Here is a 17,715-nt window from a genome sequence, read left to right as displayed (position 1 = left end):
AACTATGCACCAGCACTCTATTCATTTTAGCTCAATACGTATCGATACCAGTTGCCCTATTATCTTGGTAAACCAAAGAGATCTTGCTAACTTATCACTCGATGCCTCAACAAAAGCATGGATAAAAGTTAATGATTTTACTGGAAAAGCAGGACAAATACTCTTTGTTCCTCACGAAACGGGACATTTAAAAAAAGTTTTATTTGGAATTGGCAATGGGGATGATCCCTTTATCACAGGACTGCTTGCTCAAAAACTTCCTGCTGGTCACTGGCATTTAGAAGGTGAAACCTCTGATGAAATAAATGCCTATCTTGGATTGGCTCTGGGAAGCTATCAATTTAAGCGTTATCGCCAAAATTCTTCTTTCAAATCATTATCCATCCATGTGAATGAGACCGTTGATTTTGATGAGCTCCAACGTATTTATGAAGCTGTCTTCTTCGTCCGTGATCTCATCAATCTTCCAGCTAATGATATGACCCCTGATACTCTTGAAGAAGAAACACGACAACTAGGGAAAATATACGGTGCTCATATCAGAAGTATTTGCGGAGATGATCTTTTAACCCATAATTTTCCGATGATCCATGCCGTAGGACGAGCAGGTAGCACTGCACCACGACTAATTGAGTTACACTGGGGACAAGAACATCATCCTAAAATAACGTTGGTAGGCAAAGGCGTAACTTTTGATACGGGGGGACTGGATATTAAATCAGCCAATAACATGTTGCTTATGAAAAAAGACATGGGGGGTGGAGCACATGTTTTGGGATTGGCTAAACTGATCATGGATGCAAAATTGCCTTTCCGTCTACGTGTTTTGATTCCAGCTATAGAAAATGCAATTTCTGCTAATGCTTACCGACCAGGTGATATTCTCAAAAGTCGTAAAGGTTTAAGTGTTGAAGTGGGCAATACAGACGCTGAAGGACGACTTATCCTTGCTGATGCACTTGCCTATGGTGATGAAGAAAGTCCAAAATTCATGCTTTGCATGGCTACTTTAACGGGAGCAGCACGTATCGCATTAGGACCAGATCTTCCCGCATTTTATTGTAATGATTCAATATGGGCACAACAAATTTCTGAATCGGCTCACGCTGTTTTTGATCCTCTTTGGCAAATGCCCCTTTGGAAACCTTACCAAGAGATGTTATCATCTCCCATTGCTGACCTTAACAATGTCACTGGAAATAGCTTTGCTGGCTCTATAACGGCTGCTTTATTTCTTAATTCTTTTGTTGAAAAAGCTGAACATTTTGCACATTTCGACCTTTATGGATGGGTTCCAAAAGAAAAACCAGGATACCCCGTGGGGGGATCCGCACAAACGATTCGCGCCCTTTATAATATTTTAAAAAAATGACGTTTGACACAAAATATCCATAAAGATGGACAATTTTGCTGCTTCAAAAGAATTATCTTATCGTCTTAAAGTATACTCTGGGCTTTATTTAAAGATGAGGTGTTCTGATTGTGTAGTTGTCATGAATCTATTTAAAAAATAAAATGAAAGGGAAACAAATGATCTCTAAAGATCCAAGATTACATGCATTCAGAGAAGATCTAGCAGATAAACGTCTCGAAACAGAAATTACAGCGCAGCGCTTTGTGCAAGGTGAAAAAAGACGTGTTAATGTCCCTGTTGCTGGACTGTTTAAAGAAAACAATAAAAAAAGTGAAATGCAGACAGAGTGCTTATTCGGGGAAGAACTTCTTATCTTTGAACATGGAAAAACAATGTCGTGGGGACAATCCCTCAAAGATAATTATGTTGGCTATATTGATACAACAGCGCTTTGTACATCAACCGTAAAGCAAACGCATATCGTTTCAGTTCCACGTACTTTTCAATATTTCCAAGCTGATTTGCGTGGACCAATGGAATATCCTTTATCCATGGGAAGTAAAGTCAGTGTTGTTGATGAAGTTGAAGTCCGTGCAACCATGTATTCTATACTTGAAAATGGGAAAGCAATCATTAGTAATCATCTTAATCCCATTGAACACATGTATAAAGATTATGTTACCGTTGCTGAAATGTTTATTCGCACGCCTTACCTTTGGGGTGGAACCAGTGGCTTTGGACTTGATTGCTCAGGAATCATCCAACTTTCTATGATAATGACCGGTCAAATGGTTTTACGCGATACTGACATGCAACAGAAAACTATAGGCAATTCACTCTCAGACAGTGATAAACTTCAACGAGGTGATTTAATTTTTTGGCAAGGTCATGCTGCCATTATGGTTGATCATGAAAATATCATTCATGCAAATGGCTTCTCTATGGATGTTATGATCGAACCTCTAGAGGAAGTCATTACACGTATTGCTCAAACATATCAACGATATCCCATCGCAAAACGCCGTCCAATTCGAGAAACTTAATACCCTTCCTATAAAAAACAAATCATTAAATGTTTTTATATTTAATCGTTCCTTAATCGCATGTTTTATTTGTTTTAAATTGTTTTTCTTACACACAACTCTTTGTACGTTATTGAAATTTTTTTGAATGAAAAATCGTAAAATATCAACAGAAAAAGGATAGTTTATGATTATAAAACACTATGTTATTATATTAAATGTATTACGATAATACTTAAAGTATTGAACATGTAAAATAATCTCTCATGACAAGCTTAAAGCATTTTCTTCTAAAGAGTCTTTTGATTTTTTCCTATCATCGATATCTTATGAAATAAATACCCCTGATATCTCTTAGCACCCCCAAGCTCAACTCACAACAATACGCATAAAAAGTATAAATCCATTATCTAGCACCATTTTATGCTTCTGAATCATGCAAAGCGATCATTATAAATTTTTCCAATTCTCAATGTCACGATAATCTCTTAGCTATTGGAGAGTGTCCTTTCAGCACAAATTTCATGTCTTTTTTTAATTGTTTTATCCACGTGTAGCTCTCCGCTTGGAGCGTGCAAGAATGGTTTTAATTGATTGAGCATCTATAGATTTTAAATGTGAAGATTTTACAGGATTGAGCTTTTCCAGCTAATATGAAAAATTATAAATAACTACTTATACTTAAAACAATATTTTCTTCTTATACACATTAAAGAAGATGATTTTTTAATACCTGAACCAATGGTTTATCAGCATCAGGCATAGGATATCTCTCAAGATCACCAATAAAAACCCATTTTAAATTTTGCCCTTCTCGCCCTTGAGCAACACCTTCATAATGGCGACAAAGATACAATGGCATTAGGAGATGAAATGTCGCATAGCTATGGCTCGCAAACGTTAAAGGGTGTAAATTATTTGCCTGAACATACACGCCAAGCTCTTCTTCTAGTTCACGAATCAATGAGATTTCTGGAGTTTCACCGTGCTCAACCTTTCCACCAGGAAACTCCCATAAACCGGCCAGCGATTTTCCTTCAGGACGCTTGGTAAGCAAAACACGGTTATTTTGATCTAACAATGCGCAAGCAACAACAAGAAGAAGGGAATTTTTTATACCCATATCGCTCTCCAATGAGAATATAATTATCTCTTTATCATATTCTACTACCTCAAAAAGAATTCATATATCTCATTCTCTTTTTTAATAATAGGCCGTTATATATAAAGAGCGTGTATCCGTTAACTTCTGTAATCGCCATTGATCATAACGTATTCCTTGGTCAAATCGCAAGACCAAACTGTCGCCTTACCAGCACCCAAACCAATATCAACACGAATTGTGATGTGTTTACCTCGCATATAAGCGGCTATTGTTTCTTCGCAATATTCAGGATCTCGTTCACCATTGACAGCTAAGCGATATTCCCCAAACCAAATCGTCAACAGATCACGATCCACTTCAACACCGGCCTTTCCAACTGCCATAACGACTCGCCCCCAGTTGGCATCTTCACCGGCAATTGCCGTTTTTACAAGCGGTGAATTTGCAATGGATAAAGCAATCGTTTTAGCTGCATTGTCTGTTGTTGCACCAATCACATTCACTTCAATTAAATGACGCGCACCTTCTCCATCACACACAACTTGGAGTGCAAGTTCATGCAGAAGTGCACACAAGTGCTTTGAGAATACCTCATAACGTGGATCAGTTCTCTGCGTAAGGGGAGGAAAGCTTTCTTTTCCTGTCGCAAACAACATAAGCGTATCTGAAGTTGAGGTATCACTATCAACAGTAATCGAATTGAAAGAACCCTCAACAGCCTCTGATAACATGGATTGAAGCATCTCCGAAGAAATAGTCGCATCACTGACCACAAACGAGAGCATTGTCGCCATATCGGGTGCAATCATCCCAGCACCCTTTGCAATTCCATGAATGGTAACATTCGCCCCCCCACAATCAAAGGTACGCGTCGCAAGTTTTGGAAATGTATCGGTTGTCATGATGGCTTTTGCAGCTTCCAACCAATTTCCCTCTTCTGCTGTCTCTGCCATACTTGGTAAAAGATTTACAATACCTGAAGCATCCATTGGCTCACCAATAACACCCGTAGAAGCTATAAAAATTTCATTTTCTCTCACCTTTAAAGTGTCCGCTGCTGCACAGATGATTTCATTGGTTGTGTTCTTTCCTTTACTCCCCGTAAAAGCATTTGCATTTCCAGAATTCACAACAACACCCCTCGCAACCCCATGGGGAAGCGATGCACGACAATGCTCTACAGGGGCAGATGGACATTTTGAACGTGTGAAAACACCTGCCACACTCACTGGTTTATCGAATACAATAAAAAGGAGATCTGTACGATCTTTATATTTAATCCCAGCTTTAGCTGTTGCTATCCGTACACCAGATAATGGGGAAAGCTCTTGGATGTTTTGGGGCTTCAAAGGAGATATTTTAAAAACCACACTATGCTTTCTATAAAAACAAATAAAATGACTACATATTAATAACCTCTTAATAGAAAACTGCTCGTTTTTTTTTTGAAAAAAACAAACCTAGCAAACTATCTATTAAAGAGGCTATCTACTTATTTTTTCTCGTTATTCCGTATCTTCTTCGTCAGATGTCTCATCAGGAAGCAATGTTCCATTTTGATGAAGCGATTCCATGATTTTTGTAACATTAGGATCAGGATATTTCACATCTATTTTGCTACGCAAATCAACAATGAGTTCTTGATAGCGCTTTTTTATCAACTGTGTACGCAACATCTCTTTAACATCATCAAATGCAGGAGGTTGTTTTACACGACGATCTTCCAATTTAATAATATGCCAACCAAAAGGACTTTCAACGGGTTGTTTTGTGTATTCGCCAATCTTCAAACCAAATGCTGCATCTTCAAAAGGCTTGACCATTTGACCATGGCTAAAATAACCAAGATCACCCCCAACAGCAGCGGAACCATCTGTTGAACTTTTCTTTGCAATCTCTTCGAAATTTTCGCCTTTATTTAAATGCTTAATGATAGCTTCTGCTTCTTTTCTGGTTTTGACCAAAATATGACGGGCTTTAACTTCATCTTCTTTAGGTAAAGCAGCAATTTCTTGCTTATAAAGAGCTTCCAAATCAGTATCCGATATTTTGTCAACAATCGCCTGTTTAAAATAAAGCTGTTGAAGCACATTGTCACGCATAACTGCCATACGTTTATCGTAAGCTTCTGTCTTATCAAGACCTTTGCTTCTTGCCGCTTTTGCAAGTGCCTGCATATCCAAATAAGCTTTTAAGACCATCATACGGCGTTGTTCATCAGGAAAACGGGCTAAATTAGGATTTATTTCAAGCGCTAACTCATCCAATTGTCCTGCTGTAATATTCTTTCCATCAATAACAGCCATAACATGAGAAGGAGAAATAGCTTTTTCAGAAGCTTTCTCCAAAGTCTTTAAATCATTCGGCGATGAATTCAAGCCTTCTTGGGCCCTCACCCCTAAACTTGTACTTGCCAATAAAGTTGATGCTAAAAATAGCGTGATAAAGTTAAATTTCATAAATATACTCCTTAAAAATGCAAGGCAGGTTCAAGATTCCAATTTTCTTTACCATAACACTTTAATCTTTAAACATAGAGAAATAAATGAGCAATTCATTTTAAAAAGTATAAAATTGCCCTTTTATCTCAGTTTTTTCAACCCTATCTAACGCAAATGAAAAACATGATAATAGAAAAAAATGGCATATTATATCTTAAATTACTTTGAATTGTATCCGTTAAATAACATACCTAAAGTTGACATAGTGCCCTTAGCCTCTTATCTCTACTTTACAATTTAAAGTGAAAAATTGCACACCGGCAAGTATAATGGTACCATCTGCATTTCATGATATCAGAAAACTTAAAGAAAATGTAGAACATGGGGAGATCATATGAATTTCCCAACAAGAATGATAACAATTAAAAGAAAGGGCCAGAGATGGTCAGTTTAGGTGTTTTTGCACGTAAATTTTTTGGTTCAGCTCATGAGAGACGTCTCAAAGCACTCCGCCAAAAAGTTGCACAAATTAATGCTTTGGAAGAACAGTTTGTAAAATTAAGCGATGAGCAGCTTTGCCAAAAGACAGAAATCTTTCGTAAGCGTCTTAGTGAAGGTGAAAGTGTTGATTTACTCTTACCGGAAGCATTCGCAACTGTTCGTGAAGCCGCAAAACGTGTTTATGATATGCGTCCTTTTGACGTACAACTTATTGGTGGAATGGTCCTTCACGACTGTGGCATAGCTGAAATGCGTACCGGTGAAGGTAAAACATTAATGGCCACTCTACCAATTTATCTCAATGCATTGGAAGGTAAAGGTGTTCATGTTGTGACGGTAAACGATTATCTCGCCAGTCGTGATGCTGAAACAATGGGAAAAATCTTTAGTTTTCTAGGGCTTACAACGGGTGTGATTCTTCATGATCTTGATAGCAATGCTCGCCGAAAAGCCTATGCATGTGACATCACCTATGCGACAAATAATGAACTAGGTTTTGATTATTTGCGTGATAATATGGCTTTCGATCATAGTCAAATGGTTCAACGTGGGCACCACTACGCAATTGTCGATGAAGTGGATTCTATCCTCATTGATGAAGCGCGTACACCCCTTATTATTTCTGGTCCACTAGAAGATCGTACGGACTTTTATAACCTTATTGACACATTTATTCCTGCCTTAACGCCAGAAGACTATGAAATAGATGAAAAACAAAAAACAACGACCTTTACCGAAGTTGGTACTGAAAAAATTGAAAAAATGCTCGAACAAGCTGGGTATCTTAAAGGTGAAAGTCTTTATGACATAGAAAATGTCGCTATCGTTCATCATGTTAATAATGCTCTAAAAGCCCATAAACTCTTTGTTCGCGATAAAGATTACATTGTTCGCAATGATGAAATTGTTATCATCGATGAATTTACAGGTCGTATGATGCCTGGACGACGTTATTCTGAGGGACTGCATCAAGCGTTAGAAGCTAAAGAGCATGTTGCTATTCAACCAGAAAATCAGACACTTGCTTCCATCACTTTCCAAAATTATTTCCGCATGTATAGAAAATTATCTGGAATGACTGGAACTGCAACAACAGAAGCCGAAGAATTCAGAAATATTTATGGTCTTGACGTTGTCGAAGTCCCTACCAATTTACCAGTACAACGTCTTGACGAAGATGATGAAATTTATCGAACAGCAGAAGAAAAATACCGAGCGATTGTGCGTAATATCCGTCAAGCGCATGAAAAAAAACAGCCTATTCTTGTTGGAACAACCTCTATTGAAAAGTCAGAACAATTGGCAGAGCGTTTGCGAAAAGAGGGCATTACCGATTTTAGAGTCTTAAATGCTCGCTATCACGAGCAAGAAGCATACATTATCGCGCAAGCAGGCGTTCCTGGTGCTCTTACCATCGCAACCAACATGGCAGGACGTGGTACGGATATACAGCTTGGTGGTAATGTTGAAATGCGCATCCGACAAGAATTACAGGATATCCCCGAAGGACCAGAGCGGACAGCTAAAATTGAAGAAATCAAAAAAGATGTCAAACAACTTAAAGAAGAAGCTTTAGCCGCTGGGGGACTTTACGTTATTGCAACTGAACGCCATGAAAGCCGTCGTATTGATAACCAGCTTCGTGGACGTTCTGGTCGCCAAGGCGATCCTGGTCGCTCAAAATTCTTTCTTTCTCTTCAAGATGATCTTATGCGTATCTTCGGCTCCAACCGTATGGATAGCATGCTGCAAAAACTGGGATTGAAAGAAAATGAAGCTATTATCCATCCGTGGATTAATAAAGCCCTTGAAAAAGCACAAAAAAAGGTCGAAGCACGAAACTTTGAAATTCGTAAAAATCTGCTAAAATATGATGATGTTATGAATGATCAACGCAAGGTTATTTTTGAACAGCGTATGGAGATCATGAATGCAGACGATTTATCAGAAATGATCCATGAAATGCGCGATGAAGTTGTAGAGGATCTGGTAGAGACTTATATTCCATCAGGAACATATTCTGAAAAATGGGATGTAAAAACTCTCGAAGAGGAGATTCAAGAGCTCTTTAATCTTGAGCTTCCTGTGCAAGAATGGGCAAAAGAAGATGGAATTGCCGAAGAACAAATTTTAGAGCGTATCTTAGATGCTGTTACAAAACTCGAAAATGAGCGTACTGAGCGTTACTCTCCAGAGGTTATGGCTTATTTTCACAAAGCAGTATTGCTCGAAACCATTGACACGTTATGGCGTGAACATCTGGTAAGTTTAGATCATTTGCGTTCTGTTGTTGGTTTTCGTGGTTATGCGCAGCGAGATCCACTCAATGAGTATAAAACAGAATCTTTTGAACTCTTTCAAAGTATGTTGAGAAATTTGCGTCGAATTGTCACTTCTAAACTTATGCGCTTTGAAATTATTCAACAACCTACCGAACCGACCACGCCTGAGCAAACTGGTGCTGATTCTTCTGTCTTTAATGATCAAAATCAAGGAAATGGTTCCCCCTTATGGGCACGAGCACAAGAAAATAGGTTTGTTAATCCACAAGACCGTGACCCCAACGATGTAACCACATGGGGAAAAGTTGGACGCAATGAACGTTGCCCTTGCGGTTCAGAGAAAAAATACAAACACTGTCATGGAGCCTTTGTTTGAAAAGCAAACAATGAAGATGAATAAAAAGCGAAACTATGAACAAGAATTGCGCGCAGCTGGTTTAAGAGTAACGCGCCAACGGCGTGTTATTCTTGATATTTTGGCTGATACAAATGATCACCCCAATGCATCTGAAATTTTTCAGCGTGCAAACAAAATAGATTCAAGTATTTCACTCTCAACGGTTTATCGAACCATGAAAACATTAGAAGGAAATGGGACGATTCACCGTCATACCTTTAGTGGTGGGCCTTCTCGTTTTGAGCAAGCCGATGGGCAACATCATGATCATCTCATTGATATAGAAACAGGACAAGTTATTGAATTTCATTCTGATGTTATCGAAAAATTGCAAGAGGAAATTGCAAAATCCCTTGGCTATGATATTATTCATCACCGTCTTGAACTTTACGGGAAAAAAAACTCTTAAAGAAATGATACTATATCATGAGATGACGATATCTCAGATAAATCAGGCTTTATAAAAATTTTCCTTGAAAATAGAATAGTTTTCATTGGCAAAAAAGTTTTTCTACTTTATTACCGCTTTTTGTATGATGCTATAGGTAATTCATTGCCTGTGTTCTAACAAAAAGGCATTACAATAAAATATTATAAAAAACTGTATTATGAAAAATTAGGCCAATATTATCATGGTTTCTTTACCACAAGATCGCATAAAACAGCTTGAAAAGCGCTTTGAAATAATTGAAAGCCAAATGACAACCAATCCAAATGCTGAAACATATGTCAAATTAGCTTCTGAATATGCAGAACTACAACCCGTTATTGCCTCTATACGCGCATTAAATGCTCTTTACGCAGAGATTACAGAATTAGAAACGATTATCAACGATAAACAAACAGATATAGAGATGCGTCATCTGGCCCAAGAAGAACTCCCATCGTTATATAAAAAGGTAGAACACCTTGAAAAAGAACTTCAGATTCTGCTTTTACCTAAAGATGTTGCTGATGAAAAAAGCGCTATTATTGAAATTCGAGCAGGAACGGGTGGATCAGAAGCAGCACTTTTTTCCGGTGATCTTTTCCGCATGTATGAACGTTATGCTCATGCTCACCATTGGAAAGTAGAGGTTATTTCACTCAGTGAGGGGGAAGTTGGCGGATATAAAGAGATTATTGCGACCATCTCAGGCAAAGGTGTCTTTTCTAAATTGAAATATGAATCAGGTGTCCATCGTGTACAACGCATTCCTGAAACAGAAACCGGAGGACGCATCCATACATCAGCTGCTACTGTTGCAGTGCTTCCAGAAGCTGAGGAAATTGATATTAATATTCGTCCTGAAGATATTCGTATCGATACAATGCGTGCATCTGGAGCAGGAGGACAGCATGTCAATACAACGGATTCAGCTGTTCGTATCACACATATTCCAACAGGAATTATGGTCGTACAAGCAGAAAAATCACAACATCAAAACCGAGCAAGAGCCCTTCAAATTTTACGGGCACGTTTGTTCGATATCGAACGACAAAAAGCGGAAAGTGAGCGTTCAGCTTCTCGTAAAAACCAAGTTGGTTCTGGTGATCGTTCAGAACGTATTCGCACCTATAATTTTCCACAAGGACGCGTCACGGATCACCGTATTAATCTAACCCTTTACAAGCTTGATCGAATTTTGGAAGGAGATCTTGATGAGCTTATTCATGCACTCATCTCAGATCATCAAACAACACTTCTAATGGAAATGGATAATAATTGAACAAATATTCTTTCAAGAATGTCATCCGACAAACGCGAGAAAAATTGCACACGAAAGGAATTTTGGAAGCCGATATCGATGCGAAAATACTCGTTGAATGGATAACAGGAATAAATGCTGCTGAAAGAATTTCTAGACCAGATATGCATGTATCTTCTGAGCAGATTATACAAATAGAACAGGCTGTACAACGGCGTATTGCAGGCGAACCAGTCTACCGCATTATAGGAATAAGAGAATTTTATGGCATATCTCTCAAATTGTCTCAAGAAACGTTAGAGCCCCGTCCGGATACAGAAACGCTCATCGATCTTGTTCTCCCTTTCCTTAAAAAACAGGTCGAAAATTCGAAAAAAACAACACTCCTTGATATGGGTACGGGAAGTGGTGCTATTGCCATTGCCATTCTTAAACAAATTCCCCAGTCCTATGCAGTGGCGGTCGATATTTCTGAAGATGCCCTTAAAACAGCAACAAAAAATGCAAAAAATGCTGAAGTCATACATCGCTTCACACCTCTCCTTAGCAATTGGTTTGATGCTGTCACAGGTCACTTTGATTTCATTGTTTCCAATCCACCTTATATTCCCGCAAAAGATATCAAAAAACTTGCAAAAGAAGTGCGCTTATATGATCCATTGCGTGCTCTGATCGGTGGAAAAGATGGTCTTGATTTTTATCGAAAGCTCGCCCATGAAGCAGCTAACCACTTAAAAGAAAATGGCTATGTTGCTGTTGAAATTGGTTACTCTCAAGAAAAAGACGTCTGCGATTTATTTCAAAAAAATGGTTTTCAATGTTTGGAAATGCGCAAAGACCTCAGTGGGATACCCCGTGCACTTCTGTTTGCGTGCAAGCCTTAAAATTCCCAATCATCATCCGTGGTTGCAACCGCCTTGCCAATGACATAGGAGGAACCAGCCCCTGAAAAAAAGTCATGATTCTCATCAGAGTTGGGTGATAAAGCCGCTAAAATAGCAGGATTAACACGACAAACCTCAGGGGGGAAAAGAGCCTCAAAACCTAAATTCATTAAAGCCTTGTTGGCATTATAATGGAGAAAAATTTTTACATCTTCCGTCAATCCAAGGGTATCATAAAGATCTTCAGTATATTTGCACTCAATGTTATAAAGATCAAAGAGCAAGTTAAAAGCAAAATCTTTAATTTCTTGTCTTTTGGTTTCATCAAGCTTTGCATAGCCCAATTGAAATTTATAGCCTATATAATAACCATGGACCGCTTCATCACGAATGATAAGCCGAATGAGGTCTGCTGTATTGGTCAACTTAGCGCGACTGGCCCAATACATGGGCAAATAAAAACCAGAATAAAATAAAAAGCTTTCCAGCAAGGTCGAAGCAATTTTTTTCTTGAGTGGATCATTTGCTTCATAACGCTCAAGGACTAACCTAGCCTTTTTCTGCAAATGACTATTTTCTTCTGACCATCTAAATGCATCATCAACTTCTACCGTCGAACAAAGGGTTGAAAAAATAGAGGAATAAGAACGTGCATGAACGGCTTCCATGAAGGCAATATTCGTCAAAACCGCCTCCTCATGCTCAGTTATCGCATCAGCAAGCAATGAAATAGCACCCACGGTGTTTTGAATGGTATCTAGAAGTGTTAATCCTGTAAAAACACGAATCGTCAATTGACGCTCTTCATCCGTTAAACTTGACCATGAGGGAATATCATTGGAAAGCGGAACCTTCTCAGGCAACCAAAAATTTCCAGTTAAGCGGTTCCATACTTCAAGATCTTTCTCATCGTGTAATCTATTCCAATTAACAGCAGACACAACAGGATTTTTGGTTGCAATCTTTGTCATATGATGACCTCCTATAAACTGCACGAAACACAGCCATCGACTTCTGTTCCACTCAATGCGACTTGCCGCAGTCGTACGTAGTAAATACTCTTTATACCTTTTTTCCAAGCATAAATTTGTGCGCGGTTAATATCACGTGTGGTCGCAGTATCTGGAAAAAATAGTGTTAATGAAAGACCTTGATCGACATGCTGTGTCGCAACAGCATAGGTATCTATAATTTTTTCAGGACCAATCTCATAAGCATCTTGGTAAAAATTTAAATTCGTATTATCCATATAAGGAGCGGGATAATAAACGCGCCCAATTTTTCCTTCTTTGCGAATTTCAATTTTTGAAGCAATTGGATGAATCGAAGAAGTGGCATGATTAATATAGGAAATCGATCCCGTAGGGGGAACAGCTTGCAAATTACGGTTATAAAGTCCATACTCAACAACGCATTTCTTGAGTTCCTGCCAATCCTTTTGATCTGGGATAACAATATTATTCCGTGCAAAAAGTTCTTGTACAAGCGCAAATTGCGGTTTCCATTCTTTTTCAATATATTTTTCGAAAAAACGTCCATCAGCATAAGCGGATTTTTCAAATCCTGCAAACATTTCTTGACGTTCGCGCGCAATTAAATTGGAAGCCCGTATAGCGTGATAGGTTACAATATAAAAATAGATATTGGTAAAATCAATCGCTTCTGGAGATCCATAATAGATCTGCTCACGCGCGAGAAACCCATGCAAATTCATTTGTCCCAAACCAATCGCATGACTTTCAGCATTGCCTTTCGCAATGGAAGGCACACAAGCAATATTGCTCATATCCGAAACCGCAGTAAGAGCGCGAACAGCAGATTCTACAGTCTGTCCGAAATCAGGACTTTCCATTGCTTTAGCAATATTCATTGACCCAAGATTACAGGATATATCACTTCCAATCGTGCGATAAGTTAAATCTGTCTCTAGTTCACTCGCCTCACTCACCTGCAAAATTTCTGAACATAAATTACTCATACTTATGCGCCCAGCAATTGGATTGGCTCGATTAGCAGTGTCCTCAAATAAAATATAAGGATAACCAGACTCAAATTGAATTTCCGCTAATGTCTGAAAAAAAACGCGTGCACTTATTTTCTTCTTACGAATCTTTGCATTATCAACAAAAGAGCGATAATGCTCCGTTAAAGAAATATCGCTAAAGGGTTTGCCTGTCACACGCTCAATATCATAAGATGAGAAGAGATACATGTCCTCATTATTGCGTGCAAGCTCAAAAGTAATATCAGGAATAACCACACCAAGCGAAAGCGTTTTAATTCTAACTTTTTCATCAGCATTTTCACGCTTTGTATCCAAAAACTTCATAATATCTAAATGATGTGCATGCAAATACACAGCTCCAGCCCCCTGTCGCGCCCCAAGCTGATTGGCATAAGAAAAAGAATCTTCCAAAAGTTTCATCACCGGTAAAACACCCGATGATTGATTTTCTATTTGCTTAATTGGCGCTCCAGCCTCCCGCAAATTGGTTAAACAAAGCGCCACACCTCCACCGCGTTTTGAAAGCTGTAAAGCCGAATTAACCGCACGGCCTATTGATTCCATATTATCTTCAACACGGAGCAAAAAACACGAAACCAATTCACCACGTTGTTTTTTCCCAGCATTTAAAAATGTTGGCGTTGCTGGTTGAAAACGCCCTGTAATAATCTCGTCCACAAAACTTTCAGCAAGAGCTTTATTCCCTTGTGCCAAATATAAAGCCACAAGACAGACACGATCTTCATAACGTTCAAGATAACGCTTCCCATCAAAAGTCTTTAGCGTATAGCTGGTATAGTATTTAAATGCACCTAGAAAAGTAGGAAAACGAAATTTAAATGCGTAAGCGCGTTTAAAAAGCTTTTTAATAAAAGAAAAATCATAAAGCTCAAATAAAGCTTTTTCATAATAACCTTCTTCTATTAAGTAATCTATTTTTTCCTTCAAGTTATGAAAAAAAACTGTATTTTGATTAACATGCTGAAGGAAATATTGCCGCGCAGCAAGCCGATCCATATCAAACTGGATATGACCATTTTCATCATAAAGATTAAGCATCGCATTCAGCGCATGATAATCCGTAATCTGATCGGACTTCTGCGACTGTTTTATATCAATTGTTTCCAAAATCTTTCCAATCCCTTTTTTACACAAAGAACGTCTTCATCCGTTCCACGCAGCTCAAAACGATAAAGGCAAGGGACACAACATTTTTCAGCAATGATCTTACTGGCTAAATTATAATAGCGACCAAAATTACGATTCCCACCGCCAATGACACCACGAATTAACTTGCGATTCTCAACTTCATTAAGAAAATGAATCACGGCTTTCGGCACTGCCCCTCTTCCTTCTCCATCTGCATATGTAGGAACAACCAGAATATAAGGCTCACCAACTAATGCAGAAGGCTTCCTTTTATCAATTTTGAAGAGTCGTTGACCAAGCTGCGAGACAAAATGTTCTGTATTACCCGTTGCACTTGAATAATAAACAATAAGCCCCATTAAACACAAAGACCACTAATCATATCTGGTCTAAAACCAGACCAATGATTCTCACCACAAACAACGACAGGAACCTGACGATATCCCAGAGATTGGACAAAACTGTATGCTTGTTCATCACAGGAAATATCAACAACCCGATAATGAATGCCTTTTGCGTCAAAAGCGCGGCGTGTAGCATCACACTGAACACAAGATGGTTTGCTATAAATAGTGATCGACATTTTCTTCAACTTTCACAGTTCAAAACAATCAACTCTAAAAGAGTTAATCTAATAATTTTAAATACTCAAGAATAACAAACAACAGAAATTGTACGCAAAACGTGTGGTTATTTTCAAACAGCACACAGATTTCTGAACATAACAGAATCTTTCATCAAATAAATTCAAAGACTATGATGAAAATAAGCGATTATTCTACAACTTAAATGGGATTCCCCCAGTTATAAAATAACCTTTTGCTTGGCAAACAATTCCCTCCTGCTGTCTAAAAACTAACGTTCTAAACCGCCGTTTTCAAGAGTCCTGTTTTACTCTTTTACGGCAAAAATCAATTACAAAAATGACAGGAAATCCTTCCAAAAGAGACATTTCGGCAAGAATATTGCTATACCCTTGCTCAATAAACTTTTACAATAACATTGGAAATAACTTAGATACCAAACGAAACACACTAACACCCTCTCTTGTGCTTATTTAGAATCACCAATCATTTTAATACTATATATAGTATATACTCTCTCTCTTTCGTCAAGGAGAATTCGACGATTATTTTAAATTGTCCACGATCTTCCCACTAAAATATGCAGCTCTCAAAATTATGTAATAATATAACATTTTATTGACAAACGTTATATTATTACATAGTTTCTAAAATAATAAGCAAAGATGGTATAAGCTATGGATCTGCACTTTAAAAAGACAACATTAGGCTATGGGAATAGAATAGCGATCAAAGATTTTTCAGCAAAGTTAAAAGCGGGTTCATTGGTTGCAATCACGGGTGATAACGGTGCTGGAAAATCAACATTGCTAAAAGCCATTGCTGGGTTGATTAAACCTCTTAAGGGAAAAATTACAAAACCGAAAAAGAGCCGCATTGCTTATCTTTCTCAGCAATGTGATATCGATCAAACATTTCCAATTGATGTGAAAACACTTGTAAAAACAGGACTATGGTCTTTTTGTGGATTATGGAAAAACCAGCACCCTTATGAGTCTAAGATTCAGAATGCGCTTGAAATGGTTGGGCTCACAACACTTACCAACCGTTCGCTCGAAACATTATCAGGTGGGCAATTACAACGCGCCCTTTTTGCACGTATCATTGTACAAGATGCTGATATTATCTTGCTTGATGAACCTTTCAATGGTATCGATCGCAATACTCAAAAAGACCTTCTTGCACTGATCACGGACTGGCAACAGCAAGGACGCACAGTTCTCACAGCACTCCATGACCCTCTCGTCGTGCAAGAATTTTTTCCTCAAATAATTCAAATTAATCAACAAAACGCCTTTTATGGAGAAACAACACAGTTTCTCGACAACACCTTTCACCACAGTATGCCCCCTCTCACTGCTAACCCTTTGTGTATTAATGCACGACAGCACCTGTCTCCTATTAATGATTCTCTCTTTCTTAGGTTATAAGACGTGTATGCATTTTTCCTTGCCCCCTTTGTTGATTTCCACTTTATGCAAAATGCCCTTATTGGCTCTATTCTTCTCTCTATGAGCGCTTGTCCTGTTGGTGTCTTTTTGATGCTCCGTGGAATGAGTTTGACAGGAGATGCTATCTCTCATGCCATTCTTCCCGGTGTTGCAACTGCTTTTCTTATTTGCGGCTTCTCCCTCATATCTATGACACTTGGTGGTATTTTCGCTGGCATTATTGTGGCTTTAGCAACCGTTTTAATTTCACGAAATAGCTTTCAGAAAGAAGATGCATCCATGACCGTCTTTTATCTTATTGCACTCGCAACAGGTGTCATTATTATCTCATTGAAAGATTCAACCATTGAACTGCTTCATCTCTTATTTGGATCGGTTCTTGCAATTGATACACAAGCTCTTTGGTTGATCACCACCATAATGTTGATCACACTCTGCAACCTTTTTATTTTCTGGCGCGCGCTCGTTTTAGAAAGCTTTGATCCCCTCTTTTTTAAATCACTCTCTCCATTGAGTAAATATATTCATATTTCATTGCTTGGACTTGTGGTGTTGAATCTGGTTGGAGGCTTTCAATCCCTAGGAACATTACTTTCCGTTGGCATTATGATGATTCCAGCAATTACAGCCCGTTTTTGGTTTTCACGGCTCCTTCCTATTTGCGTGCTTTCTACTCTTTTTGGAATCATTTCTAGCGTATGTGGTCTTTTGCTTTCTTTTCATCTCTCACTTCCCTCTGGCCCTGCTATTATCATTGCCGCGGGATTTATTTACCTTATTTCCTGCCTCATAAGTCCACGCGGTTTTATTGTAACATGGTTTCCCAACCTTTTTTATACTTCCTCACTTTAA

General features: G+C 38.4%; 15 protein-coding genes. 8 read left to right on the top strand and 7 right to left on the bottom strand.

Annotated elements, in window-relative coordinates; translation table 11 throughout:
- Positions 1–4 precede the first annotated feature (4 nt).
- Positions 5–1,372: a M17 family metallopeptidase gene (locus tag NNJ73_RS03980; RefSeq protein ID WP_254492815.1), complete on the top strand. Its 1,368-nt coding sequence runs from the start codon at positions 5–7 to the stop codon at positions 1,370–1,372.
- A 158-nt stretch (positions 1,373–1,530) separates the two neighbouring features.
- Complete coding sequence (locus tag NNJ73_RS03975; RefSeq protein WP_254492814.1) at positions 1,531–2,397, top strand: NlpC/P60 family protein; 867 nt, start codon at positions 1,531–1,533, stop codon at positions 2,395–2,397.
- Positions 2,398–3,085: 688 nt separating this feature from the next.
- Here the strand turns inward: NNJ73_RS03975 and mutT are convergent.
- The 3 genes from mutT to NNJ73_RS03960 form a co-directional block, all read right to left on the bottom strand.
- On the bottom strand, positions 3,086–3,499 hold the full coding sequence (mutT, locus tag NNJ73_RS03970) for an 8-oxo-dGTP diphosphatase MutT (RefSeq protein ID WP_254492813.1): 414 nt from the start codon (positions 3,497–3,499) through the stop codon (positions 3,086–3,088).
- A gap of 119 nt (positions 3,500–3,618) precedes the next feature.
- On the bottom strand, positions 3,619–4,851 hold the full coding sequence (argJ, locus tag NNJ73_RS03965) for a bifunctional glutamate N-acetyltransferase/amino-acid acetyltransferase ArgJ (protein ID WP_254492812.1): 1,233 nt from the start codon (positions 4,849–4,851) through the stop codon (positions 3,619–3,621).
- A 135-nt stretch (positions 4,852–4,986) separates the two neighbouring features.
- On the bottom strand, positions 4,987–5,940 hold the full coding sequence (locus NNJ73_RS03960) for a peptidylprolyl isomerase (protein ID WP_254492811.1): 954 nt from the start codon (positions 5,938–5,940) through the stop codon (positions 4,987–4,989).
- Between the two features lie 423 nt (positions 5,941–6,363).
- On the opposite strand from NNJ73_RS03960, the gene secA reads away from it, so the two are divergent.
- From secA to prmC, 4 genes are all read left to right on the top strand, one after another.
- A complete protein-coding gene (gene secA / locus NNJ73_RS03955; protein ID WP_254492810.1) occupies positions 6,364–9,081 on the top strand; it encodes a preprotein translocase subunit SecA in 2,718 nt (905 codons plus the stop codon).
- Entirely contained in the window at positions 9,020–9,511 is a 492-nt protein-coding gene (locus NNJ73_RS03950; RefSeq protein WP_254492809.1) for a Fur family transcriptional regulator, read from the top strand. The genes secA and NNJ73_RS03950 overlap by 62 nt, the downstream gene beginning before the upstream one ends.
- Positions 9,512–9,734: 223 nt before the next feature.
- Positions 9,735–10,811, top strand: a complete 1,077-nt coding sequence (gene prfA, locus NNJ73_RS03945) for a peptide chain release factor 1 (RefSeq protein ID WP_254492808.1) — start codon at positions 9,735–9,737, stop codon at positions 10,809–10,811.
- Positions 10,808–11,674 (top strand): peptide chain release factor N(5)-glutamine methyltransferase, encoded by an 867-nt coding sequence (gene prmC / locus NNJ73_RS03940; protein WP_254492807.1) that lies wholly within the window; start codon positions 10,808–10,810, stop codon positions 11,672–11,674. Before prfA ends, prmC begins: the two co-directional genes overlap by 4 nt.
- Here the strand turns inward: prmC and nrdF are convergent.
- From nrdF to nrdH, 4 genes are read right to left on the bottom strand one after another with little or no spacing between them, the layout of a single operon-like run.
- Complete coding sequence (gene nrdF, locus NNJ73_RS03935; RefSeq protein ID WP_254492806.1) at positions 11,671–12,645, bottom strand: class 1b ribonucleoside-diphosphate reductase subunit beta; 975 nt, start codon at positions 12,643–12,645, stop codon at positions 11,671–11,673. The two genes, prmC and nrdF, sit on opposite strands and share 4 nt — an antisense overlap.
- Positions 12,646–12,656: 11 nt before the next feature.
- Positions 12,657–14,807, bottom strand: a complete 2,151-nt coding sequence (nrdE, locus tag NNJ73_RS03930; RefSeq protein WP_254492805.1) for a class 1b ribonucleoside-diphosphate reductase subunit alpha — start codon at positions 14,805–14,807, stop codon at positions 12,657–12,659.
- Positions 14,789–15,187: a class Ib ribonucleoside-diphosphate reductase assembly flavoprotein NrdI gene (gene nrdI, locus NNJ73_RS03925; protein ID WP_254492804.1), complete on the bottom strand. Its 399-nt coding sequence runs from the start codon at positions 15,185–15,187 to the stop codon at positions 14,789–14,791. Before nrdI ends, nrdE begins: the two co-directional genes overlap by 19 nt.
- Positions 15,187–15,411 (bottom strand): glutaredoxin-like protein NrdH, encoded by a 225-nt coding sequence (gene nrdH, locus NNJ73_RS03920; protein ID WP_139412768.1) that lies wholly within the window; start codon positions 15,409–15,411, stop codon positions 15,187–15,189. Before nrdH ends, nrdI begins: the two co-directional genes overlap by 1 nt.
- 678 nt (positions 15,412–16,089) lie before the next feature.
- Between nrdH and NNJ73_RS03915 the strand changes: the two genes are divergently transcribed.
- A complete protein-coding gene (locus tag NNJ73_RS03915; RefSeq protein WP_254492803.1) occupies positions 16,090–16,842 on the top strand; it encodes an ABC transporter ATP-binding protein in 753 nt (250 codons plus the stop codon).
- Between the two features lie 3 nt (positions 16,843–16,845).
- On the top strand, positions 16,846–17,715 hold the full coding sequence (locus NNJ73_RS03910) for a metal ABC transporter permease (protein ID WP_254492802.1): 870 nt from the start codon (positions 16,846–16,848) through the stop codon (positions 17,713–17,715).

The sequence above is a fragment of the Bartonella sp. B1099 genome (assembly GCF_944801835.1).
Classification (GTDB): Bacteria; Pseudomonadota; Alphaproteobacteria; order Rhizobiales; family Rhizobiaceae; genus Bartonella.
This window is presented reverse-complemented; position numbering and strand designations above follow the sequence as displayed.

Excerpts from the sequence above, each read along its gene's own strand:
- NNJ73_RS03950 (WP_254492809.1), top strand. The coding sequence starts at position 9,020 with ATGAACGTTGCCCTTGCGGTTCAGAGAAAAAATACAAACACTGTCATG.
- NNJ73_RS03980 (WP_254492815.1), top strand. The coding sequence starts at position 5 with ATGCACCAGCACTCTATTCATTTTAGCTCAATACGTATCGATACCAGT.
- NNJ73_RS03960 (WP_254492811.1), bottom strand. The coding sequence starts at position 5,940 with ATGAAATTTAACTTTATCACGCTATTTTTAGCATCAACTTTATTGGCA.
- secA (WP_254492810.1), top strand. The coding sequence starts at position 6,364 with ATGGTCAGTTTAGGTGTTTTTGCACGTAAATTTTTTGGTTCAGCTCAT.
- nrdF (WP_254492806.1), bottom strand. The coding sequence starts at position 12,645 with ATGACAAAGATTGCAACCAAAAATCCTGTTGTGTCTGCTGTTAATTGG.
- nrdH (WP_139412768.1), bottom strand. The coding sequence starts at position 15,411 with ATGTCGATCACTATTTATAGCAAACCATCTTGTGTTCAGTGTGATGCT.
- prfA (WP_254492808.1), top strand. The coding sequence starts at position 9,735 with ATGGTTTCTTTACCACAAGATCGCATAAAACAGCTTGAAAAGCGCTTT.
- mutT (WP_254492813.1), bottom strand. The coding sequence starts at position 3,499 with ATGGGTATAAAAAATTCCCTTCTTCTTGTTGTTGCTTGCGCATTGTTA.
- NNJ73_RS03915 (WP_254492803.1), top strand. The coding sequence starts at position 16,090 with ATGGATCTGCACTTTAAAAAGACAACATTAGGCTATGGGAATAGAATA.
- NNJ73_RS03975 (WP_254492814.1), top strand. The coding sequence starts at position 1,531 with ATGATCTCTAAAGATCCAAGATTACATGCATTCAGAGAAGATCTAGCA.
- nrdI (WP_254492804.1), bottom strand. The coding sequence starts at position 15,187 with ATGGGGCTTATTGTTTATTATTCAAGTGCAACGGGTAATACAGAACAT.